The sequence below is a fragment of the Pseudoalteromonas sp. SR43-2 genome (assembly GCF_014163885.1).
GTDB classification, from domain to species: domain Bacteria; phylum Pseudomonadota; class Gammaproteobacteria; order Enterobacterales; family Alteromonadaceae; genus Pseudoalteromonas; species Pseudoalteromonas distincta.
In genome coordinates, this window is sequence record NZ_JACJED010000002.1 from 240,889 (window position 1) to 263,264 (window position 22,376).

The 22,376-nt window shown below is 39.9% G+C and carries 16 protein-coding genes; 11 read left to right on the forward strand and 5 right to left on the reverse strand.

The genetic code is table 11. The annotated features are described in order from the left end of the window. Window positions 1–6: 6 nt before the first annotated feature. Complete coding sequence (gene gltB, locus H5120_RS02685; protein WP_182673514.1) at window positions 7–4,464, reverse strand: glutamate synthase large subunit; 4,458 nt, start codon at window positions 4,462–4,464, stop codon at window positions 7–9. Window positions 4,465–5,162: 698 nt separating this feature from the next. Between gltB and H5120_RS02690 the strand changes: the two genes are divergently transcribed. From H5120_RS02690 to H5120_RS02715, 6 genes are all read left to right on the forward strand, one after another. Beyond that, on the forward strand, window positions 5,163–6,416 hold the full coding sequence (locus H5120_RS02690; RefSeq protein WP_182673515.1) for an efflux RND transporter periplasmic adaptor subunit: 1,254 nt from the start codon (window positions 5,163–5,165) through the stop codon (window positions 6,414–6,416). Window positions 6,417–6,458: 42 nt separating this feature from the next. Beyond that, entirely contained in the window at window positions 6,459–7,169 is a 711-nt protein-coding gene (locus tag H5120_RS02695; protein WP_004335374.1) for an ABC transporter ATP-binding protein, read from the forward strand. A 3-nt stretch (window positions 7,170–7,172) separates the two neighbouring features. Next, entirely contained in the window at window positions 7,173–8,486 is a 1,314-nt protein-coding gene (locus tag H5120_RS02700; protein ID WP_182673516.1) for an ABC transporter permease, read from the forward strand. Between the two features lie 11 nt (window positions 8,487–8,497). Further along, a complete protein-coding gene (locus tag H5120_RS02705; RefSeq protein WP_182673517.1) occupies window positions 8,498–9,706 on the forward strand; it encodes an ABC transporter permease in 1,209 nt (402 codons plus the stop codon). A gap of 71 nt (window positions 9,707–9,777) precedes the next feature. Then, a complete protein-coding gene (locus H5120_RS02710; protein ID WP_182673518.1) occupies window positions 9,778–11,109 on the forward strand; it encodes a sigma-54 dependent transcriptional regulator in 1,332 nt (443 codons plus the stop codon). Further along, window positions 11,109–12,419 (forward strand): PAS domain-containing sensor histidine kinase, encoded by a 1,311-nt coding sequence (locus H5120_RS02715; protein WP_182673519.1) that lies wholly within the window; start codon window positions 11,109–11,111, stop codon window positions 12,417–12,419. The genes H5120_RS02710 and H5120_RS02715 overlap by 1 nt, the downstream gene beginning before the upstream one ends. Before the next feature lie 92 nt (window positions 12,420–12,511). On the opposite strand, the gene H5120_RS02720 is transcribed toward H5120_RS02715, so the two are convergent. Next, the gene (locus H5120_RS02720; protein WP_004335359.1) at window positions 12,512–12,850 is read right to left on the reverse strand and encodes a Grx4 family monothiol glutaredoxin; all 339 of its coding nucleotides are present in this window, start codon (window positions 12,848–12,850) and stop codon (window positions 12,512–12,514) included. Window positions 12,851–13,116: 266 nt separating this feature from the next. Between H5120_RS02720 and H5120_RS02725 the strand changes: the two genes are divergently transcribed. The 4 genes from H5120_RS02725 (at window position 13,117) to H5120_RS02740 (ending at window position 18,679) form a co-directional block, all read left to right on the forward strand. Beyond that, entirely contained in the window at window positions 13,117–13,698 is a 582-nt protein-coding gene (locus H5120_RS02725) for a Fe-Mn family superoxide dismutase (protein WP_182673520.1), read from the forward strand. 209 nt (window positions 13,699–13,907) lie between these two features. Continuing rightward, on the forward strand, window positions 13,908–15,830 hold the full coding sequence (locus tag H5120_RS02730) for a PrkA family serine protein kinase (RefSeq protein WP_182673521.1): 1,923 nt from the start codon (window positions 13,908–13,910) through the stop codon (window positions 15,828–15,830). A gap of 31 nt (window positions 15,831–15,861) precedes the next feature. Continuing rightward, on the forward strand, window positions 15,862–17,145 hold the full coding sequence (locus H5120_RS02735) for a YeaH/YhbH family protein (protein WP_182673522.1): 1,284 nt from the start codon (window positions 15,862–15,864) through the stop codon (window positions 17,143–17,145). A gap of 19 nt (window positions 17,146–17,164) precedes the next feature. Then, a complete protein-coding gene (locus tag H5120_RS02740) occupies window positions 17,165–18,679 on the forward strand; it encodes a SpoVR family protein (protein WP_182671670.1) in 1,515 nt (504 codons plus the stop codon). Window positions 18,680–18,776: 97 nt separating this feature from the next. Here the strand turns inward: H5120_RS02740 and H5120_RS02745 are convergent, their stop codons facing one another. Together H5120_RS02745 and H5120_RS02750 are read right to left on the reverse strand one after the other, a co-directional pair. Further along, the gene (locus tag H5120_RS02745) at window positions 18,777–19,748 is read right to left on the reverse strand and encodes a diguanylate cyclase (protein ID WP_182673523.1); all 972 of its coding nucleotides are present in this window, start codon (window positions 19,746–19,748) and stop codon (window positions 18,777–18,779) included. 3 nt (window positions 19,749–19,751) lie between these two features. Then, window positions 19,752–20,756 (reverse strand): response regulator, encoded by a 1,005-nt coding sequence (locus tag H5120_RS02750; protein ID WP_024590825.1) that lies wholly within the window; start codon window positions 20,754–20,756, stop codon window positions 19,752–19,754. A gap of 233 nt (window positions 20,757–20,989) precedes the next feature. Here H5120_RS02750 and tpx point away from each other — a divergent pair, with 233 nt between their 5' ends. Next, a complete protein-coding gene (tpx, locus tag H5120_RS02755; RefSeq protein ID WP_002962322.1) occupies window positions 20,990–21,571 on the forward strand; it encodes a thiol peroxidase in 582 nt (193 codons plus the stop codon). Window positions 21,572–21,659: 88 nt separating this feature from the next. Here tpx and adk read toward each other — a convergent pair whose 3' ends face one another. Then, window positions 21,660–22,304 (reverse strand): adenylate kinase, encoded by a 645-nt coding sequence (gene adk, locus H5120_RS02760; protein ID WP_039487425.1) that lies wholly within the window; start codon window positions 22,302–22,304, stop codon window positions 21,660–21,662. Window positions 22,305–22,376 lie beyond the last annotated feature (72 nt).

Sequence of the window (22,376 nt, forward strand, 5' to 3'; positions counted from 1 at the left end):
GCCCCCTTATTGCGCCTGAACACGTAGTTCGGCACTACTGCGAGCGCGATGCCCGAGTAAACTTTTTACGTCGCTTGATTTTGGTTTTACTAATTTGAACATCGGTAAGTACAGTTCAAAGTTAGCTAAAATGCTTTCTGCTCTGCACGAACCCGTAAGCTCTAAATGCTCAGCAATTAAGCCGCGTAAATGTTCTTGATGCGACGTTAATTCGTCTAGTGTTACTATTTCTACAAGCTCTGGATTAATGCGTTTTTCAAAATCATTTCGCTCATCTAAAATATAAGCAAAACCACCAGTCATACCCGCGCCAAAGTTAACACCTACATTACCAAGTACACACACAACGCCACCGGTCATGTATTCACAACCGTTGTCACCTACACCTTCAACAACCGCTTGCACACCTGAGTTACGAACTGCAAAGCGCTCACCGGCACAACCCGCTGCAAACAGTTTTCCGCCTGTAGCGCCGTACAAGCATGTGTTTCCGGCAATGGTTGCTTTATGGCTTTCAAAAGATGAGCCAAGTGGTGGACGAATCACTAACTTACCACCAGCCATGCCTTTACCTACGTAATCGTTAGCATCGCCAACCAATGTCATTTCAAGACCACCGGCATTCCAAACACCAAACGATTGACCCGCCGTACCGTGTAATTCAATTGCTACTGGGTCTGCCGCCATACCTTGATTACCGTGTTTATCAGCAATATAACCCGAAAGCATTGCACCTACAGAGCGGTCAGTATTACAAATACGACTCACAAGCGAGATACCGCTTGACGTATCAATTGCCTCTTGCGCTTTAGCTAATAAACTTTCGTTTAACTTACCTAGGTAATGCGAACTGTTAGGCGCACTACAATACAGTGTTTCGCCAGTTGGGTTGTTCGGCTGAGCAATAACAGACGATAAATCAATTTTCTTCTGCTTTGCAGTTTTGCCTTCAATTTCTTCTAATAAATCTAAACGGCCAATTAAGTCAGTTAAATTTGCAACGCCTAGGCTAGCCATAATTTCACGCGCTTCTTGCGCTATAAACTTAAAGTAGTTCATCGCCATTTCTGGTAAGCCGTGATAATGCTTTTGACGAAGTGTTTCGTCTTGTGTTGCAACACCGGTCGCACAGTTATTTAAGTGACAAATACGTAAGTATTTACACCCAAGGGCAACCATTGGACCAGTACCAAAACCAAAGCTTTCAGCACCTAAAATTGCTGCTTTAATAATATCTAAACCTGTTTTTAAGCCACCATCTGTTTGCAGGCGAATGCGATGACGAAGGCCATTTTCAACTAGTGCTTGCTGTGTTTCAGCAAGTCCAAGCTCCCATGGGCTACCCGCATATTTAACAGAAGTAAGTGGGCTTGCGCCTGTACCGCCGTCGTAGCCAGAAATAGTAATTAAATCGGCATATGCTTTAGCAACACCTGTTGCAATGGTTCCCACACCAGGCTCTGAAACAAGTTTTACAGAAATAAGTGCTTTAGGGTTTACTTGTTTTAAATCGAAAATTAGCTGTGCTAAATCTTCAATTGAGTAAATATCGTGATGCGGTGGTGGCGAAATTAACGTAACACCTGGTACCGAATAACGAAGCTTAGCAATATACGGCGTTACTTTTTCACCCGGTAATTGTCCACCTTCGCCTGGTTTTGCACCTTGCGCTACTTTAATTTGAATAACGTCAGCACTGCGTAAGTAATGAGGCGTTACTCCAAATCGACCTGAAGCGACTTGTTTAATACGCGAGTTTTTCTCTGTACCATAACGCAGTTTATCTTCACCGCCTTCACCAGAGTTTGAACAACCACCTAAGCGGTTCATTGCAATTGCTAGCGCCTCATGCGCTTCTGGTGATAACGCACCAATACTCATTGCTGCTGAGTCAAAACGCTTGTATAGGTTTTCTGCAGACTCTACTTCATCGATGCTTATACCTTGCTCAGGTAGTTTAAGCGCTAACATATCGCGCAAAGTCGCTATTGGACGATTATTAACTAAATCAGCGTACGCACTGTAGTCCTTATAATCACCTGAACGAACCGCTTTTTGCAGGGTTTGAATAACATCTGGATTATAAGCATGATACTCACCACCGTGAACGTACTTAAATAAACCGCCGTGGCTTAATAATTTACGCTTACTTAAAGCAAGTTTGTGCAAACTTTGCTGATCTTCATCAAAGTCAGTAAAGCATGCACCTTGTATACGACTTGCAACGCCTTTAAAGCACATTTCAATAATCGCATCAGATAATCCCACCGCTTCAAACAACATTGAACAACGATAAGACGCAACCGTACTTATGCCCATTTTAGACATAATTTTGTATAAGCCTTTATTAATGGCTTTACGATAAGCAAGGGTCACTTCGCAATACGACTTATCAATAATTTTGCTGTCGCTCATCGCAACTAACGATTCATACGCAAGGTATGGATAAATTGCCGTAGCACCAAAACCTAATAGCACAGCAAACTGGTGCGCATCTCGCACGCTGCCAGTTTCAATGATAATATTTGATTCACAGCGCAAGTTGTTATCAACTAAGCGTTTTTGTACCGCACCTACAGCCATAGCTGCTGGAATTGGTAAATTTATTACATCAAAGTTACGGTCAGTTAAAATAAGCATGATACAGCCCGCAGCTGCTTTTTCTTGTGCTTGGTCACAAATACGCGTAACCGCGTTTTCTAAACCCTCTTCAACTGTGTAGGTAATATCAATTTTACAGTAGCTGTAGTGCGCTTCATCAGCATTTAATAGCTGCTGCATGTCTGCGTACATTAAAATTGGTGTATCAAACTGTAGGCGCTTAGCGTGGCCCGTTGTTTCGTTAAATACGTTTTGCTCACTACCAATACAGGTTGCAAGCGACATTACATGGTTTTCACGTAGTGGATCGATAGGTGGATTTGTTACTTGCGCAAATTTTTGGCGGAAGTAATCATAAAGTGAACGATGCCCTTCACTAAGCACAGCAAATGGCGTGTCATCACCCATTGAGCCTGTCGCTTCTTGGCCGTTTTCACCCATTACACGAATAACGCTATCAAGCTCTTCGTTGGTATAACCAAACATTTTTTGATATTTAGCTAGCGTTTCGTCATCAAATGAGCGATTACCAGCGTCTTGCTCAGTAAGTTCTTCAAATGGAACTAAACGTTTAACGTTTTCTTCAAGCCATGACTTGTAAGGATGGCGAGATTTTAAATCCTGATCGATTTCATCCGAGTGCCAGATTTTGCCAAGTTTAGTATCAATAACTAATAATTCACCTGGACCAACACGGCCTTTTTCAACCACTTCATCGGCAGTGTAATCCCAAATACCCACTTCTGATGCAAGCGTAATAAAACCATCTTGTGTAATTACATAACGTGCTGGGCGAAGTCCATTACGGTCAAGGTTACACGCCGCAAAACGACCATCCGACATAACAATACCTGCCGGGCCATCCCATGGTTCCATATGCATAGAGTTAAAGTCGTAAAATGCACGTAAATCGTCGTCCATTGCACGGTTTTTTTGCCATGCAGGCGGAACGAGCATACGCATAGCGCGGAATAAATCCATGCCGCCAGCTAAAAATAGCTCAAGCATATTATCTAGGCTTGATGAATCAGAACCGGTTTCGTTTACAAACGGCGCTGCGCTTTGTAAATCAGGAATAAGCGGTGACGCAAACTTATAAGAACGTGCGCGTGCCCACTGGCGGTTACCTTCAATAGTATTAATTTCACCATTGTGTGCTAAATAGCGGAAAGGTTGAGCTAAAGGCCAACGCGGCTGAGTATTAGTAGAAAAGCGCTGATGGAAAACACAAATCGCACTCGTCATACGAATATCAGCTAAATCTAGGTAAAAATTAGGTAAATCCGCAGGCATCATTAAGCCTTTATAGATAGTTACCAAACCAGATAGACTTGCGATATAGAAAGCTTCATCATCAACAATGCGCTTTTCAGCGCGGCGGCGTGCTACATATAAGCGACGCTCTAAGTCTTTAGAACGCCAACCTTCTGGCGCGCTAACAAAAATTTGTTCAAAACCTGGTAATTGCTGTACAGCAATAGGACCCAACATAGATGGGTCGGTTGGTACAACACGCCAACCTAAAATATTTAGCGTTTCTTTTTCTAATTCTTCGCTAAGTATTTGTTTTGCAGCTTGTGCTAAAACAGGGTCTGAATTTAAAAATATCATACCCACTGCGTAGTTTTTGCCTAAGTGCCAATTATGTTCACTGGCAATTGCACGGAAAAAGCTATCTGGTTTTTGTAATAATAAACCACAGCCATCACCTGTTTTACCATCGGCAGATATACCGCCACGGTGCTGCATGCGATCAAGCCCCGTAATAGCAGTACGAATAAGCCTATGACTAGCTTGACCATTAACTTGGGCTATTAAGCCAAAGCCACAATTTTCTTTTTCTAACTTTGAGTCGTATAACATAGACCCCTCCCCTTGCTGCACTGTTAGCGTGGATGAACTGCTCGACGATTTGCTAACAGACGGACAAAACTAGCCTCTATCTTAAATAGAGTCAATAGCACTTTGAATACATATTCACATTCTTGAATATTTCTCACTTCATAGCAAGATTTCTTTTTATCATTATTTTTAACATTTAGCGTTATTTTAACCACTATTTTTTCATGACACTGGTGTCAAGTTTAACATATTGTAAAAAACACAAGCGCCCAAAGTTGCAGCTTACGTAAACGTAAAGGTAAATAAAAGTGAATAAGTATTCAACTCATGAAGGGCTATTCAGTTAACATTTAGATAGTTTTATGCTATTTCATTACTTTAATGGCTTAACATCCCCGATTATTGCTGCTCATTAGTATAGTTATGAAAGTTCATGTCCTTTTTTGTACATTAATAGTGAATTTTTATTTAAGGCGGTGTCCGATGCGGACATAAAAACTGTCCGCGGACATCATTTTCAAGAACAAAAAATAAAAAGCACTTTAATATCAATGTGATAATAGTTGGCATATTAATCGTATAGCTTTACATATAATCGCTAATTGGAATTACCATGTTTACTCTAAGCTTATTTTTGCTCTCTCCTATTGCCGCCATTTGCACAGCAGCTTTATTAATGCTGTGCGAAAAATACATAAAAGCAATGTAGGGGGAATTAAATGATTAAAGATACCAGCGCACAAGACGTACAAGTAAAGGCACCTATAAGCTATAAAAAATACGCGATCATCACTGCGGTTATTTTCATTGCAGCCTCTACAATTGCTTATATTTTTTTAACTAACCATAGCGCTAAAAGCTCTATTAGCCGCTCAAAAGTACAGGTTGCAAAAGTACATGTTAAAGCGCTCATTCGAGATATTGCCGCCAGTGGTAAAATTGTTGCTGCTAATGCTCCTAAAATCTACAGTCCAGAACGTGGATTTATAGATTTAAAAGTAAAGGCCGGCGATACAGTAAAGCAAGGCAACACACTTGCCCTGCTGCAAAGCCCTGAGTTAACTAACGAATTAAAGCAACAGGAGTCTGTACTTAAAAGACTACAAGGCGAGCAGCAAAGGCAGCATTTGCAAGCAAGACGCCAAACACTCACTTTAAATAAAACACTCGATATGGCACAAGTTGAGCTTAATGCCGCTGAGCGCGAAAATCGCCGGGCGCAGTTATCAATTCAAAAGCACTTAATTAGCCAAATTGATCTTGAAAAAGCAGTTGATGATTTATCCCGAGCTAAGCTCTCATATAAACATGCACAACAAGAGGTATTGCTTGCCAAAGATACGCTCGCCTTTGAACTACAAGCTGCTAAAAGTGATGTGACCCGCCAACAACTTATCGTTGATGATTTAATCAGAAAAGTAAGCAACCTATCTATTAAGGCTACCGTTACTGGGATCGTGGGTAACCTATTAGTGCAACAAAAAGCCGCAGTGACGCAAAGCCAACCTCTTATGACTCTCGTCGACTTAAGCAATTTCGAAGCGGAACTTCAAGTACCTGAAAGTTACGCCAACGAATTAGGACTCGGTATGGAAGTAGAGCTTAAGTTAGGCAATGAAACAGTGATGGGGAATTTATCCGCCATATCACCAGAAGTTAATAATCGTGAAGTAACAGCACGCGTCCGGTTTAAAGGTGTTACTAACAACATCCGTCAAAACCAACGCTTAACTGCACGTATTTTACTCGACAACCGAGAAGGTGTAATGCAGGTAAAACGCGGCGCTTTTATGCAGCAAGGCGGAATTTTTGCTTATAAGGTAGAAGGCAATATTGCAAAGCGTATACCTATTACAATAGGCGCTACCAGCATTAATGCGGTTGAGCTTTTAAGTGGACTAAAAGAAAACGATGAGATTATTATTTCAAGCTACAGCGACTTTAAGCAAGCCAACACGATTTTATTAAATTAAACAGACGTTCTCAACCAACGCTAAAAATAATTAGGAACAACCATGTTACAAATGAACAATGTAAGTAAAGTATACCAAACAGAAATGGTACAAACCCATGCGCTTCGAGACTTTAACCTGCAAGTAAACGAAGGCGAATTTATTGCTGTTACCGGTCCTAGCGGCTCAGGAAAAACAACCTTTTTAAATATTGCAGGTATGCTCGAGCCTTTTAACGAAGGTGAATACCTGTTGGATGGTGTTAATGTTGGCAGCCTAAACGATAACCAACGTGCTGATTTACGTAATCAAAAAATTGGCTTTATATTCCAAGGCTTTAATTTGATCCCCGATTTAAATTTATATGAAAACATAGAAGTTCCTCTTCGCTATAGAGGGATTAAAGCAAATGAGCGAAAACGTCGAATTGAGCAATGCCTTGAACAAGTTGGTTTAGCATCTCGCGCTAAACACTTACCTCAACAACTCTCTGGTGGTCAACAACAGCGTGTTGCAATAGCACGTGCGCTTGCCGGTGAACCTCGTTTTTTACTTGCCGATGAGCCAACAGGTAACCTTGACAGCTTAATGGCTCGCCAAGTTATGGAGTTACTTGAACAAATCAATCGCGACGGTGCCACTATTGTAATGGTAACGCATGATAGCGAATTAGCCCGCCGTGCTCCGCGTAATATTCAAGTAGTTGATGGGCAACTTGCCGACTTTACACTTTATCAAGGCGCGCAAACTATAAAAACAGCATCGGGGGTTTAACTAATGTTTATTCATTATTTAGATTTAAGTTGGCGCAGCTTCAAGCGCACCCCACTGGTTAGCTTTTTAATGGTACTGGCCATTGCGATAGGTATAGGCATAACAATGACCAGCCTTAGTGTTTATCACATGATGTCGGCCGATCCTATCCCAGAAAAAAGCAGCCAACTTTACAGTGTGCAATTACAAACAATGGACGATGGTAGTACGTGGTGGACAGAAGATAACATGCCACTGCAACTGACCTATCAAGATGCTGAGAACTTATTAAACGCACCCATGCCAGAGAAAAAAGTGGCTATGATGCGTACCGGCTTTTCAGTTTATCTAGACTCCGACAAAATAAAACCTTTTATAGGTAATGCTCGCATGACAACGCCTGACTTTTTTAGCATGTTTAATTTGTCATTTTTATACGGGGGGGCTTGGAGCAAAGAGCAAGAAGACTCTGCCGCACCTGTGGTTATTATTACCCAAGAGATAAACGATAAACTATTTGCTGGAAAAAACTCTGTCGGAGAACTGATTTACTTAGATGATGCAAGCTATCAAGTAGTTGGTGTTATTAACCATTGGCCTCTCAATATTAAATATTATGATTTAAACAACGGTGCATTTAATCAAGTAGAAGAGTTATTTATGCCCTTTAGCTTAATAAAGACAAAAGAGCTAGTAAGTTGGGGCAATAGCAATGGATGGAAACACGAAAACACACCAACCTTTGCAGATAAACTGCAATCTGAACAAGTATGGATCCAGTTTTGGGCAGAGCTAAATACGCTTGAACAAAAACAAGCCTATCAAAATTACTTATTAGCCTATATGCAAGAACAACAAAAACGTGGTCGATTTAATCGTAAAGAACTTGAGTATAAACTTCGCGATGTAAACCAATGGATGCAATACAACAACGTCGTCACCGAAGACAATAAAATTTTAGTGGGCCTGAGCTTTATGTTCTTAGGTGTCTGCTTAGCCAATATTTTAGGTTTACTTTTAGCTAAGTTTTTACGCAGAGCGCCAGAAGTAGGTGTAAGACGTGCATTAGGTGCTAGTAAAAGGCAAATATTTTTACAGCACTTAGTTGAGGTTGCCATGCTTGGCTTTATAGGTGGCATGCTAGGAATTGTACTAGCACAACTTGGTTTAATGGGCGTAGGGCAAAGCTACGACTACTATGAAAACTTAGCGACAATGGATTTAACCATGCTATTGAGCGCTCCATTGATTGCAATTACAACCTGCATTTTAGCTGGTTTGTACCCAGCTTGGTTAGTGTGTAAAACCAATCCTGCTATTTATCTTAAGAGCCAATAAGGAATGTCACAATGTTAGAAATAAAACCTATATTTAACGCCTTATGCCGCTCAAAGGTGGGCGCTGTATTACTACTAATTCAAATTGCAATTACCACAGCTATAGTCAGTAACGCTGCATTTATTATTCAAGATAGAATTAGCTATTTAAACCAAGAAACGGGCTACCCTGAGCAAGATATATTTAAGTTTAATGTAATGACCTTTGGTACTGATATTAACTTAAGCCAGCAGTTTGAGCTTGATGAAAGCATGCTTAGAAAAATGCCAGGCGTAGTTGATGCCGCATTAAGCAGTAGTATTCCGCTATCAGGGGGTGGCAGCGCTTCGAGCTTTAATTTAAAACCTGCTCCACAAGAAGGCCTAAGTGTCAGGACCGCTTATATTTTTATAGATGACCACGCAATTAATACCTACGGCGTTAACTTAATTGCAGGGCGAAACTTTACCGAAGATGAAGTGCTCGTTACAAACGAAATTACACAAAAGCGCACCAACGTCACTATAGTCACTAAAGCCTTACTTGATGAGCTCTACCCTGATGGAGATGGTTTAGGAAAGATAGTTTATTTTGGTGACCTACCACTTAAAGTTATTGGCGTGATCGGAAAAATGAAAGGCCCGTGGCTCAAAGACAGTAAACCCGATAATCTTGCGTTTATTCCTTATATTAAAGCAGCAAGTTATGCACAAGTTGCCGTTCGTACTAAGCCTGGTCAGCGAGCAGCTGTAATGAAAGAAATAGAAAATGCTATGCTCGAAAATTACAGCAAACGCGTTATTAACAACATTAAAGGGCTTGATGAATTAAAAAATGAGTATACCGCTCAAGATCGCCTAATGATGCGCATGCTCATAGTATTAATCACTATTTTAGTGCTTATAACCGCTCTCGGTATTTTTGGCTTAACCTTATTTAATATTAGCAAACGTACTAAGCAAATTGGTACACGCAGAGCACTTGGCGCAAGAAAGTCAGCTATTGTTAGCTACTTTTTAGTAGAAAATGCATTAATTTGTAGCCTAGGTTTAGCCTTAGGGGTAGTAACAGCAATACTACTTGGGAAAATGTTAATGCAGTATTTTTCTGTAGCCGCACTACCGCCAAGTTATATAGCCGTTACCGCCATTGCCGTATTTTTAATGAGTTTACTTGCAGTATTAGCGCCGGCTAAACGCGCTGCTAATATTTCGCCCAGTATCGCAACTCGCACTATTTAATAATATGTAAATCACTATGCTACACTGCTTAGTAAGGCAGTGTAGCCATTAAAAAATTATAAAAATAACCTATGACTCATAAAATACTCATTGTTGATGATAACCAAGCAGTACTCGACGCACTTTCATTGTTGCTCGAGATCCACGACTTTTCGGTAGTCACTGCAACAAATCCGTTTGATGCTCTGCAAATAGTTCGCTATCAGCGAATTGAGCTTGTAATTCAAGACATGAACTTTACCAGTGACACGACCTCTGGTGAAGAAGGTAAAGCCTTGTTTTATGAACTACGAGAAATAAACTCACACCTCCCTATTATACTTATTACAGCCTGGACCGAACTTGCCACCGCCATTGAGCTTGTAAAAGCCGGTGCTGCTGATTACTTACCAAAACCCTGGGATGATGCAAAACTACTAGTTTGTATCGGTAACTTAATAGAGCTAGGCAGTGCTAAAAAAATAGTGGCGACACATAATCGCCACCAACAAGAACGTGAAGGTACATTTAAAAATGCAGACCTTGCTGGGCTAATATTTAAAAGTACTGCGATGGAACGACTGGTTACTATGGCGCTACAAGTGGCTAAATCTGATATATCTGCATTAATTACAGGCCCTAATGGGAGTGGCAAAGAGTGTATTGCGCATATTATTCAAAAAAACTCCCCACTTGTATCGCAACCTTTTATTAAGGTAAACGCAGGTGCATTACCGCAAGAACTTATAGAGGCCGAACTTTTTGGCGCTGAAGCTGGCGCATACACGGGGATAACTAAACAACGTATTGGTCGATTTGAAGCAGCTGATGGCGGTACGTTATTTTTAGATGAAATTGGTAATTTACCACTTTCAGGACAAATAAAATTACTACGCGTACTACAAACCGGCGAGTTTGAACGTTTAGGCTCAACGCAAACACGAAAAGTAAATGTGCGCGTTATATCGGCCACTAACGAAAACTTACTACAAGCAATTGAACAAGGTCGATTTAGGGAAGACTTATACTATCGCCTTAATGTAATTGAGCTGAATGTGCCTGCCCTTAGCGAAAGACAAGATGATGTTTTAGCACTTATTAGCCATTTTTTACCTCACCGAGAGCTGACTATAAACACAGAGCAAGCACTTCAACACTACAAATGGCCAGGTAACGTGCGAGAGTTAGAAAACGCTTGTAAACGCGTAGCGGTACTAAAACCTAAAGGTACGCTTACAGTCGATGACTTTGCACTTTCATCACCGGTTACTGCTCAACAAGAAGCAAAAGCAGAGCCGACCAAGCAGGAAATAGAACACGCAATGCGCGCTCATCAAGGTGTTGTAGCCAAAGTGGCCCGTGAATTTGGTTTAAGCCGACAAGCACTTTACAGACGGTTACAAAAAATGGGTATTGATTATTAATGCCAAACTTTATTAGCAACTTTACCCTAAGCCAAAAGGTTGTATTAATTTGCGGGCTTTGTAGCGCGCTGCCTGTTGTTATTATTGCCGCGCTAAGTAACTTGGATGTTTACTACACCCTGTTTTTGATATTACTAACGCTTACATTTAGCACACTGCTTTCAAGAGCTCTCACCAAGCCAATAAAGCTTGGCATGCAATCGCTTGAAACCGGATTACTTAATTTTAAAGATGGTGAGCTCTCCAGTTTGCTTGCGTATAAAAGTAATGATGAACTTGGAAAACTATGCCAACTTTATAATCAAACCGCAAAACAGCTTCGCCAAGAAAAACAATGGATTTACCAGCGCGAGTTAATGCTTGATAAAGTATTGCAAAGCTCGCCGCAAGCGTTATTGCTGGTCAATGATAATAATACGGTGGTATTTAGTAATTTAATTAGCCGTAGTTTATTTAATAGCGCAACTCGCCTTGAAGGTATGCAACTAAGTAAGTTACTCGAAAATTCGCCTCTGCAATTAGTAGCAGCTATAGAGCACGGTATTGATGGCCTCTTTAATATAGAAATAGAGAATCAAGACTCGCAAACTTGGCATTTAGCCACTGGGGAGTTTTTCCTCAATAATCAAAAGCATCATTTATATATATTTAAACAGTTAACCCGTGAACTTAGTCGCCAAGAAGTTGCCGTGTGGAAAAAAGTAATACGCATTATTAGCCACGAATTAAATAATTCACTCGGCCCTATGTCATCCATGCTACACAGCGCACAATTGCTCGCAAATAAAGTTGATGAGCCTCGCCTTGCCCGTGTATTTGCAACTATTGATGAGCGAATTAGTCATTTAACTGAATTTGTACAAGGCTATGGCAAGTTTGCTAAATTACCTCAGCCACAAAAAACGCGGGTTAACTGGCAAAACACACTCAATAATTTAAAAAACCACTGGCAATTTAGCTACGAAATAAAAAATTCACACAATGAATTACAAGCTGATCAAACACAACTCGAGCAGCTGCTCATAAACCTATTAAAAAATTCACACGAGTCAGGTTCCAACGCCAATGAAATACATATTCAGGTAGAGTTTGTACCCCAAGCATGTGTTATAAATGTGAGTGACTGCGGCAAAGGAATGAGCGAGCAAGTAATGGCAAATGCTTTAGTGCCCTTTTATTCTACAAAAAGTACGGGGAGTGGTTTAGGGCTAGCTTTATGCAGAGAAATAGCAGAAGCGCACCAAGGGCATATAAGTTTACATAACAAAATAGAGGGCGGCTTAAACGTACAAGTGAGCCTTCCTTATTGATAAATTCACATAAATTAAAAACAACAAAGCCACTTAAAAAGTGGCTTTGTGTTTAAAGAGCTTAATAACCTGAGCTCAGGTTGAGTAATAAATTACTCTGCGTCAGCTTCTTTGTATTTAGCAGCAGTTTCAGTAATTAACGGCTGTAATTCACCGCGTTGAAACATTTCGATAATAATGTCACAACCACCAACTAATTCGCCATCTACCCAAAGTTGTGGGAATGTTGGCCAATTTGCGTATGCTGGAAGCTCAGCACGAATGTCTGGATTAAGTAAAATATCAACGTATGCAAATGGTTCACCACATGACATTAACGCTTGCGATGCTTGTGAAGAAAAACCACAATTTGGTAATTTTGGTGACCCTTTCATGAAAAGGATTATTGGATTTTCTGAAATTTGCTGTTTAATTTTATCAATGGTTTCCATCTACAACCTCAAAGTAACGATAGCTAAATATATTTAGGTCTTGAAAATAACTCATCGTGACCACAAATATATAACTTAAAATGGGCAAATAAAGCCGCAATTGAAATAGTCTTTCGCAATAGCATTGCTGTTTGCTTAAACTTGAGTAAAATACTCAACAATTATAGTAACACTATATTACCGCTTGGTATAGGTAACTGCTCTGTTTCACCAGGCATTACGTATTACCAAATGGACTATCAACCAAAGAAGATGGAGATAAAAAAATGGCATTTGAACTACCGTCACTACCATATGCAATCGACGCACTTGAGCCACATATTTCAAAAGAAACGCTAGAGTTTCACCATGGCAAACACCACAACACTTACGTGGTTAAGCTTAATGGTTTAATCCCTGGTACTGAGTTTGAAAACAAATCTCTAGAAGAGATCGTATGTTCATCAGAAGGCGGCGTATTTAACAACGCAGCACAAATCTGGAACCATACTTTTTACTGGAACAGCTTATCTCCAAACGGCGGCGGCGAGCCTACTGGCGCAGTTGCTGATGCAATCAACGCTAAATGGGGTTCTTTTGATGCGTTTAAAGATGCATTAAATGACAAAGCAGTAAATAACTTTGGTTCAAGCTGGACGTGGTTAGTTAAGCTTGCTGATGGTTCACTAGACATCGTTAATACATCTAACGCTGCTACACCATTAACTGATGATGGCGTTACTCCAATCCTTACAGTGGATTTATGGGAACACGCTTACTACATCGATTACCGTAACGTTCGTCCAAATTACCTTAAAGGTTTTTGGTCGCTTGTTAACTGGGAATTCGCGAACGCTAACTTCGCTTAATTAGCCTTTAAACGCTAATGTAAAAAAGACGCTTAGGCGTCTTTTTTTGTTTGTTGTTTACCACACCTAAGCGCCTCATCATTTAATAAAGCACTTTTAGTACATGATCTTTTTTCACTTAAATTTTTAATTTTATTGCACAAAAATACACATTCGTGACTAGACTTTAAAAGGTAAGCACCTTTTTACAGCGGGTTTCGGAGGTTATTATGACGATTTTTGAGCATTACCAAGCACGATACGAAGCGGCACAGGAAGAAGAATACAGTATCGCTGAATTTCTTGAGATTTGTAAAACCGATAAGTCTGCCTACGCCAGCGCACCAGAACGCCTACTCATGGCAATTGGCGAACCACACATGGTAGATACCGCAACGGATGCACGACTAAGTCGATTATTTTCAAATAGAGTAGTTGCGCGCTACCCTGCCTTTGCTGATTTTTATGGTATGGAAGACGCCATTGAGCAAATAGTCTCTTATTTAAAACATGCGGCTCAGGGGCTAGAAGAATGCAAACAAGTGCTTTATCTACTTGGACCTGTTGGTGGGGGTAAATCATCCATTGCTGAAAAGCTAAAGTATTTAATGCAACAAGTGCCTATTTATTCAATTAAAGGCTCTCCTGTAAACGATCACCCCCTCTGCTTGTTTGATCCTATCGAAGATGCAGACGTACTTAAGCAAGAATACGGTATTAAACCGCGCTACTTAAAAACCATTATGTCGCCTTGGGCTGGCAAACGCTTAAAAGAGTTCAATGGTGATATTAGCCAGTTTAGAGTAGTTAAACGCTACCCTTCTATTTTAAACCAAATAGGCATTGCCAAAACCGAACCAGGAGATGAAAACAACCAAGATATTTCAGCACTGGTTGGTAAGGTCGATATTCGCCAGCTTGAGCACTTTGCCCAAAACGATCCTGATGCATACGCCTACTCTGGCTCTTTATGTTTAGCTAACCAAGGGCTGATGGAATTTGTAGAAATGTTTAAAGCGCCTATTAAAGTGCTGCATCCTTTACTTACCGCAACCCAAGAAGGTAACTATAACGGCACAGAAGGCATTAGTGCCCTGCCCTTTAATGGCATGATCCTCGCTCACTCGAATGAGTCTGAGTGGCAAACCTTTAAAAACAATAAAAACAACGAAGCGTTTTTAGACCGTGTTTATATTGTAAAAGTCCCTTATTGCTTACGTGTAACTGAAGAAATTAAAATTTACGACAAATTACTTGAGCACAGCGAGCTATACAACGCGCCATGTGCACCGGGTACACTTAAAACATTGGCGCAATTTACGACGCTATCACGTTTAAAAGAGCCAGAAAATTCAAGTATCTATTCTAAAATGCGGGTATACGATGGCGAGACCCTAAAAGACACCGACCCTAAAGCAAAATCGTATCAAGAGTATCGTGATTACGCAGGTGTTGATGAAGGTATGACGGGGCTCTCTACGCGCTTTGCGTTTAAAATTTTATCCCGAGTGTTTAACTTTGATACCACTGAGGTTGCTGCAAATCCGGTGCATTTGTTCTATGTGCTTGAGCAACAGATAGAGCGCGAGCAATTTTCAAGTGAAATAGAAGAGCGTTATTTAAGCTTTTTAAAAGGCTATTTAATTCCACAATATGTCGAGTTTATAGGTAAAGAACTGCAAACCGCTTATTTAGAATCGTATTCGGAATATGGACAAAATATTTTTGACCGTTATGTTATTTATGCAGATTTTTGGATACAAGACCAAGAATATCGAGACCCCGATACAGGACAACTATTTGACCGCGCAGCGCTAAACGCTGAACTTGAAAAAATAGAAAAGCCAGCGGGTATTTCTAATCCTAAAGATTTTCGTAATGAAATAGTGAACTTTGTACTGCGTGCCCGCGCACACAACAATGGTAAAAACCCACTATGGACAAGCTACGAAAAACTACGCACGGTGATTGAGAAAAAAATGTTCTCTAATACCGAAGATTTACTACCCGTTATTTCGTTTAATACTAAAACGTCTGCAGAGGATCAGCAAAAGCACGAAGACTTTGTGAACCGTATGGTCGAAAAAGGCTATACACAAAAACAAGTTCGCTTGCTTTCTGAGTGGTATTTACGGGTTAGAAAATCGCAATAACCTTCATAGTCGTAGTATATAGGAGGTCAATATGGCGCATTTTATAGATAGGCGTTTAAACGGAAAAAATAAAAGTACGCTTAATCGCCAGCGCTTTATTAGGCGCTATAAAAAACAAATTAAAGAAGCGGTTTCAGATGCGATTAACAAACGCAGCGTTACCGATTCAAGCTCTGGTGAGAGTATTTCTATTCCACAACGCGATATCAGCGAACCTACATTCCATCAAGGGCAAGGCGGGAATAGAGAACAAATTCACCCTGGTAACGATCAGTTTTCTACAGGTGATAAAATTGAGCGCCCTAAAGGCGGACAAGGCGGTGGTGCCGGTGAAGGTGACGCCAGCGATTCGGGCGAGGGACAAGATGAGTTTGTATTTTCAATATCAAAAGAGGAATACCTTGATTTACTGTTTGAAGATCTAGAACTTCCTAACTTACAAGAAAACCAACTTGATAAGTTAGTGCAAATGAAAACCCATCGCGCAGGATTTTGTAGCGACGGCATGCCAAGTAATATTGACATTGTCCGCTCTCTTCAAGGCTCGCTTGCACGGCGTGTTGCCATGAGTGCAGGTAAAAAACGCCGTTTAAAAGAGCTCGAAGAACAACTTGCTCTGCTGCTTGCTGGTCCACATAACGATAAAGCGGCAATTGCTTTATTACAAAAAGAAATTGCAGCATTAAAAGTGCAAATTAAATCGGTCCCGTTTATTGATAACTACGATTTACGTTTTCGTAATTACGAAAAGCGCCCTCACCCCACCAGCAAAGCCGTGATGTTTTGTATTATGGATGTGTCAGGCTCAATGGATCAGCCAACAAAAGACATGGCAAAGCGTTTTTATATTTTGCTCTATCAATTTTTAACACGCAGCTATAAAGACATAGAAGTTGTTTATATTCGCCACCACACACAAGCTAAAGAAGTAGACGAACAAGAGTTTTTTTACTCCCAAGAAACTGGCGGCACTATTGTTTCGAGCGCTCTTAAATTAATGAACGAAATAATAAAAGAGCGTTATCACGCAAATGAGTGGAATGTATACGCCGCACAAGCCTCTGATGGCGATAACTGGGCGGACGACACCCCGCAGTGTGGTGAAATATTACGTAATAAGCTCTTAAGCGCAGTACGTTATTTTGCTTATATTGAAATAACCACTCGTGCTCATCAAAGCCTATGGCGCGAATATGAATCTATAACACACAGCCATAATAATTTCGCCATACAGCATATTCAAAGCGTTGAAGATATTTACCCAATTTTTAGGGAGCTATTTAAAAAAGGTCGTCAACAGCAAAACTCTGCATAGCCAAAAGCGAGGTAACATTATGAATGATAAACGATTGAGTGATGGCCCAGATTGGACCTTTGATTTATTAGATGAGTACCAAGGTGAAATTGCTCGTGTTGCAGCTCACTATAGGTTAGACACCTACCCTAATCAAATTGAAGTGATAACCGCAGAGCAAATGATGGATGCTTACTCAAGTGTTGGTATGCCTATTGGCTACAGTCATTGGTCGTACGGTAAAAAGTTCATTCAAACAGAGCAAAATTATAAGCGCGGACAAATGGGTCTCGCTTACGAAATAGTGATAAATTCAGACCCTTGTATTGCGTACTTAATGGAAGAAAACACCCTACCTATGCAAGCGCTTGTAATGGCACATGCGTGTTACGGACATAACTCATTTTTTAAAGGTAATTACTTATTTAAAACCTGGACCGATGCAGGTTCAATTATTGATTACTTGGTATTTGCTAAAAACTACATAAGCCGCTGTGAAGAAAAGCATGGTATTACACAAGTAGAAGCCCTACTCGACTCATGTCATGCATTAATGAATTACGGGGTCGATCGCTACAAACGTCCACAACAAATATCGCTATTTGAAGAGCAAAAACGCCAACAAGAGCGCGAAGACTACCTTCAATCGCAAGTAAACGAATTATGGCGAACTATTCCTGAGCAACAGCAAGAAACCAAAAAGAAAGTCCGCCATTTCCCTTCTGAACCTCAAGAAAATATTTTGTATTTTATTGAAAAAAATGCCCCATTACTGGACTCTTGGCAACGTGAAGTGATACGTATTGTTCGTAAAATTTCGCAATACTTTTACCCACAAAAACAAACTCAAGTAATGAACGAAGGCTGGGCAACTTTTTGGCATTACACCATCCTTAATCACTTATATGATGAGGGAAAGCTCACCGACTCTTTCATGTTAGAGTTTTTACAAAGCCACACCAACGTAGTTTATCAGCCACCTTATAACAGTAAATATTATTCAGGTATTAACCCATATGCTTTAGGCTTTAATATGATGGTTGATATTCGCAGAATATGTGAACACCCAACTGAAGAAGATAAACGCTGGTTTCCTGAATATGCAGGTAGTAACTGGCTAGATACACTGCATTTTGCAATGGAAAACTTTAAAGATGAGAGTTTTATTAGCCAGTTTTTATCGCCTAAGTTAATTCGTGATTTTAAATTATTTACTATTATTGACCATACTAATAATCCCCATTTAGAGATTGGCGCAATACATAACGACAACGGCTATAAGGCAGTGAGAGAAGCACTCTCAGCGCAGTACAATTTAAGTAATCATGAGCCTAACATTCAAGTGTATGATGTTGATATTAGAGGTGACCGTTCATTAACCCTACGCTATGTACCTCATAACAATATTCCTTTAGCAAACTCGCACGAGGAAGTGCTTAAGCATCTTTACAGATTATGGGGCTTTAAAGTAAAACTAGAGCAAGAGTCAAATTCTGGTGAGGTTTCAATGATTGGTCAATGCCCAATAGATGACTCTCGACACACAACACAATAATAAAGGGCAATACAATTTTCATACTGATTGGGTTTGCTCAGCAAATTGTAAAAACACGGTATTATTTAACTTTAAATTCTGGATATAAAAATGACGCTTAAGCGTCATTTTTTATATCTTCGTAGGCTATTACTTTATTTCGCCCTGTATTTTTAGACTGGTACAGTGCTTTATCTGCAGCCTCTATCCAGCGCTCATGATTTTTAAAATCATTACTGCTACCAGCCAGCCCTATACTTACCGTCATTGTTATTTCAAAGTGTTTATACTTAACAGGGTTAGTTTCAATCAATACCCTTAAACGCTCAGCAAATATAAAAGCGCCTTCTTTGTCTGTATCAAGTAATGTCACTGCAAACTCTTCACCGCCATAGCGCCCTGCAACATCAGTCTCGCGCAGCGTCGTACGTAGTAAGTTAGATAAATGACGAAGCGATTCATCACCACAGCTATGGCCATATTCATCATTTATTTTTTTAAAGTGATCAATATCAAACATTAATAATGTACTACAGCCACCACTTCGCTTAACTCTTAAAAACTCTTGGCGTAGCGTACCTTCCCAATGTCCACGGTTTGCAAGCTGCGTTAAGCTATCTGTTTGACTTACTTGTTCTAATTTTTTATTTAACTCTTCAAGCTCTTTTTTATTTACCGCGACATCTGTTACATCATACAAAATAATACAAATATGGCTAACTTCGCCCATCGTATTGGTAAGAGGGATAAATGTCGCATTTTGATACATGTAATCAGCTTTACCAGTAATAGGACGATAATTTTTAAACCTAAAAATGTATGGCTGCTGCTCCCAAATCGTAAAAGAGCGGTTTTTTAAAACAAAAACCGACTCAGATTTACTTCTAAACCATTTTTCGTCTATTGCAGGAAATAAATCAAATAGATCTTTATCTTTTACTGCGCTTGGTAGAAGCCCTGAATGGTTTTCCATAAAACCATTCCATACACACACCTTATAATCCCTATCGAGTACCACAAGGCCTACATCGACGGTATTAAACATATCCATTAACCAATGGATCTCATTCATTTCTAAATCAGCGGCCATAACTTAATCTTCTAATAGGTAAGCAACTTTGTATTTCAAAGTTTTAAGTGAATCTTCAGTAAATAACAGCATGAGGTCGCAATTTATATCATGGTTTTCAATACCGTAACTAATCTCTATTGCAAGGGTGCGTTGCCAACGTGACTTGTTTGATTTAACCAACTCAGATACATCTCTGTGTTGGCCAAGTACAATCGGGTGCCCTTGGCTAAATGACATATCGAGCTGTTTTGAAAGACCCGTTAAAATAGCGCCTATCAAAATATTACTAATATCCATAAGCAGCTCAAGTTCAACTTTATCGTTTAACTCGCCGTCATAGTTCATCAAAGAAGCTATTTCTTTAAAGCTTGAATCATTTAAAAGTAATAGCGCCTCGCCCGAAATACCACCGCCAATAAAGCCCTGACACACACCCGATGTAGCTGCGTTATTATCTATAGACTGCAGCGCCATATCGAGTTCATTAACTTCCAAAATATTCACATTAGGAATTGGTAACTCTACAAATACATTAAGAAGACGTGCAAGTAAATCCCCAGCCTGCCCCATAGCAACGTTAGTTAGCTCTTGGTATATATCCCGAACATCAGGGTCGACTTGCTCTCCTAGCGAATGAGAGAGACGCTCACGCATGGCTTTATCTTTAATCCCATGGTGTTCAATTATGCTGGCTAGTTTTTCGGGGGAACATGGTTTTTGAATAAAATCGATAGCACCAAGCTCAAGCACTCTTTGGTGTGCACTTGGTTGTATATCACCAGAGACAACAACAGTGAGAATATTAAGCCCCTGTTCTTTCATAGCGATTAATACTTCATAACCGTCCATTTCTGGCATGTTTAAATCGAGAAAAAGTATCTCTGGTTCAATTAACTTTATTTGCTTTATACAATCAACGCCGTCAAGTGCAAATTCAACTTTAATGTCCCAATCTTCAGGTAATGAGCGAGCCAACTGACGTCTAGCTAATTTCGAGTCATCACATATTAATACCGATGTTGACATATTATCTCTCTGTTTCTAAACCAGTAATGAGCATTAAAATCATTTTATGATGGTTTTTATTTTTATTATTGAAGATATCTTTTGTAACTTCATGTTAATCAAAGTTTAGCATAGTTACAATTTTTATATTTCAGAGCTAATACCCACTCTATTAAGCAGGTTTAATCACTTGGTAACTATAGCCCAGTATAATACACTGACGCCCATTGCGTTAATTTAAAAGGAAATACCTTATGTTACGTTCACTTGCCTTTGCTTTGAGTGCATTTTGTTCTGTGGCTATTGCAGCCGACTATCCAGAAAACACACTTGATGCAGGAAAAGTATCCGCACAAGGCAAACCAGTCACTTTATTAGGTCAAGGTATCTCAATTGGAGATAGTGCGCCAAACTTTAAAGTTGTTGATGACAACTTTATTCCAGTGACACTTGAGGATTATAAAGGCCAAGCTGTATTAATAAGTGTAGTACCCAGCCTAGATACCGGCATTTGTAGCCTGCAAACTAAGCACTTTAATGAAAAAGTAGCCTCACAATTCCCAAGTGTAGTTATGCTAACAATTAGTGCTGATTTACCATTTGCTCAAAAGCGTTTTTGCAAAGCTGAAAATATCGATAAAATCACTACGTTATCAGATTCTGTTTGGCGTGATTTTGGTCAGAAATACGGATTGATTATTAAAGATATGGGCTTACTAACGCGAACAGTCTTTATTTTAGATGAAAGCCACAATGTCATTTATAAACAGTTAGTTAGTAGCCTTTCAACTGAACCAGAATACAACAGCGTAATTGAGAAACTTAAAACATTGTAAAGTCCATTAAGTAGCACTAATTAAGCAATGCTAAATAGCCTTAAAACAAAAAACCGCCAATTGGCGGTTTTTTAATGTGCTTTTATAATTAACCTAAAAGTTCACCAAGTTGTTGGCTAACAGTTTCAACAGCTTGTGTACCATCTAGTTTATGGTATTGAGTATTACCAGCAGCCGCTTCTGCTTGATAGTAATCAACCAATGGCATAGTTTGCTCGTGGTAAATACCTAAACGTTTACGTACTGTTTCTTCAGTATCATCAGCGCGAACAATTAAGTCATCCCCAGTTTCGTTGTCTTTACCTTCCACTTTTGGTGGATTATAAACAACGTGGTAAACACGACCAGAACCAGGATGAACGCGACGTCCGCCCATACGCTCAACAATGACTTCATCAGCCACGTCAAATTCAATAACGTGATCAACCACTACGCCATTTTCTTTCATTGCATCAGCTTGCGGGATTGTACGTGGGAAGCCATCAAGTAAAAAACCTTTCTCACAATCCGCTTTAGTAATACGTTCTTTAACTAAACCAATAATAATATCGTCAGAAATTAGTTGACCAGCATCCATTACTTTTTTTGCTTCTAGACCCAGTGGCGTGCCTTCTTTAATTGCTGCACGTAACATATCGCCAGTAGAAATTTGTGGAATACCGTATTTGTCCATTAAAAACTGAGCTTGAGTACCTTTACCTGCACCCGGCGCGCCCAAAAGAATAATGCGCATATTATTGTCCCCTAGTATGGATATTTATTTTAAAGCCTGAATTCTTCCACAAGCGCCGCCGATACTCAAGCA

Coding starts and splice junctions, on each gene's coding strand:
- H5120_RS02715 (WP_182673519.1), top strand. CDS start 11,109: ATGCCAAACTTTATTAGCAACTTTACCCTAAGCCAAAAGGTTGTATTA.
- H5120_RS02705 (WP_182673517.1), top strand. CDS start 8,498: ATGTTAGAAATAAAACCTATATTTAACGCCTTATGCCGCTCAAAGGTG.
- H5120_RS02695 (WP_004335374.1), top strand. CDS start 6,459: ATGTTACAAATGAACAATGTAAGTAAAGTATACCAAACAGAAATGGTA.
- H5120_RS02730 (WP_182673521.1), top strand. CDS start 13,908: ATGACGATTTTTGAGCATTACCAAGCACGATACGAAGCGGCACAGGAA.
- H5120_RS02750 (WP_024590825.1), bottom strand. CDS start 20,756: ATGTCAACATCGGTATTAATATGTGATGACTCGAAATTAGCTAGACGT.
- H5120_RS02725 (WP_182673520.1), top strand. CDS start 13,117: ATGGCATTTGAACTACCGTCACTACCATATGCAATCGACGCACTTGAG.
- H5120_RS02720 (WP_004335359.1), bottom strand. CDS start 12,850: ATGGAAACCATTGATAAAATTAAACAGCAAATTTCAGAAAATCCAATA.
- H5120_RS02690 (WP_182673515.1), top strand. CDS start 5,163: ATGATTAAAGATACCAGCGCACAAGACGTACAAGTAAAGGCACCTATA.
- H5120_RS02710 (WP_182673518.1), top strand. CDS start 9,778: ATGACTCATAAAATACTCATTGTTGATGATAACCAAGCAGTACTCGAC.
- H5120_RS02745 (WP_182673523.1), bottom strand. CDS start 19,748: ATGGCCGCTGATTTAGAAATGAATGAGATCCATTGGTTAATGGATATG.
- tpx (WP_002962322.1), top strand. CDS start 20,990: ATGTTACGTTCACTTGCCTTTGCTTTGAGTGCATTTTGTTCTGTGGCT.
- H5120_RS02740 (WP_182671670.1), top strand. CDS start 17,165: ATGAATGATAAACGATTGAGTGATGGCCCAGATTGGACCTTTGATTTA.
- gltB (WP_182673514.1), bottom strand. CDS start 4,464: ATGTTATACGACTCAAAGTTAGAAAAAGAAAATTGTGGCTTTGGCTTA.
- H5120_RS02700 (WP_182673516.1), top strand. CDS start 7,173: ATGTTTATTCATTATTTAGATTTAAGTTGGCGCAGCTTCAAGCGCACC.
- adk (WP_039487425.1), bottom strand. CDS start 22,304: ATGCGCATTATTCTTTTGGGCGCGCCGGGTGCAGGTAAAGGTACTCAA.
- H5120_RS02735 (WP_182673522.1), top strand. CDS start 15,862: ATGGCGCATTTTATAGATAGGCGTTTAAACGGAAAAAATAAAAGTACG.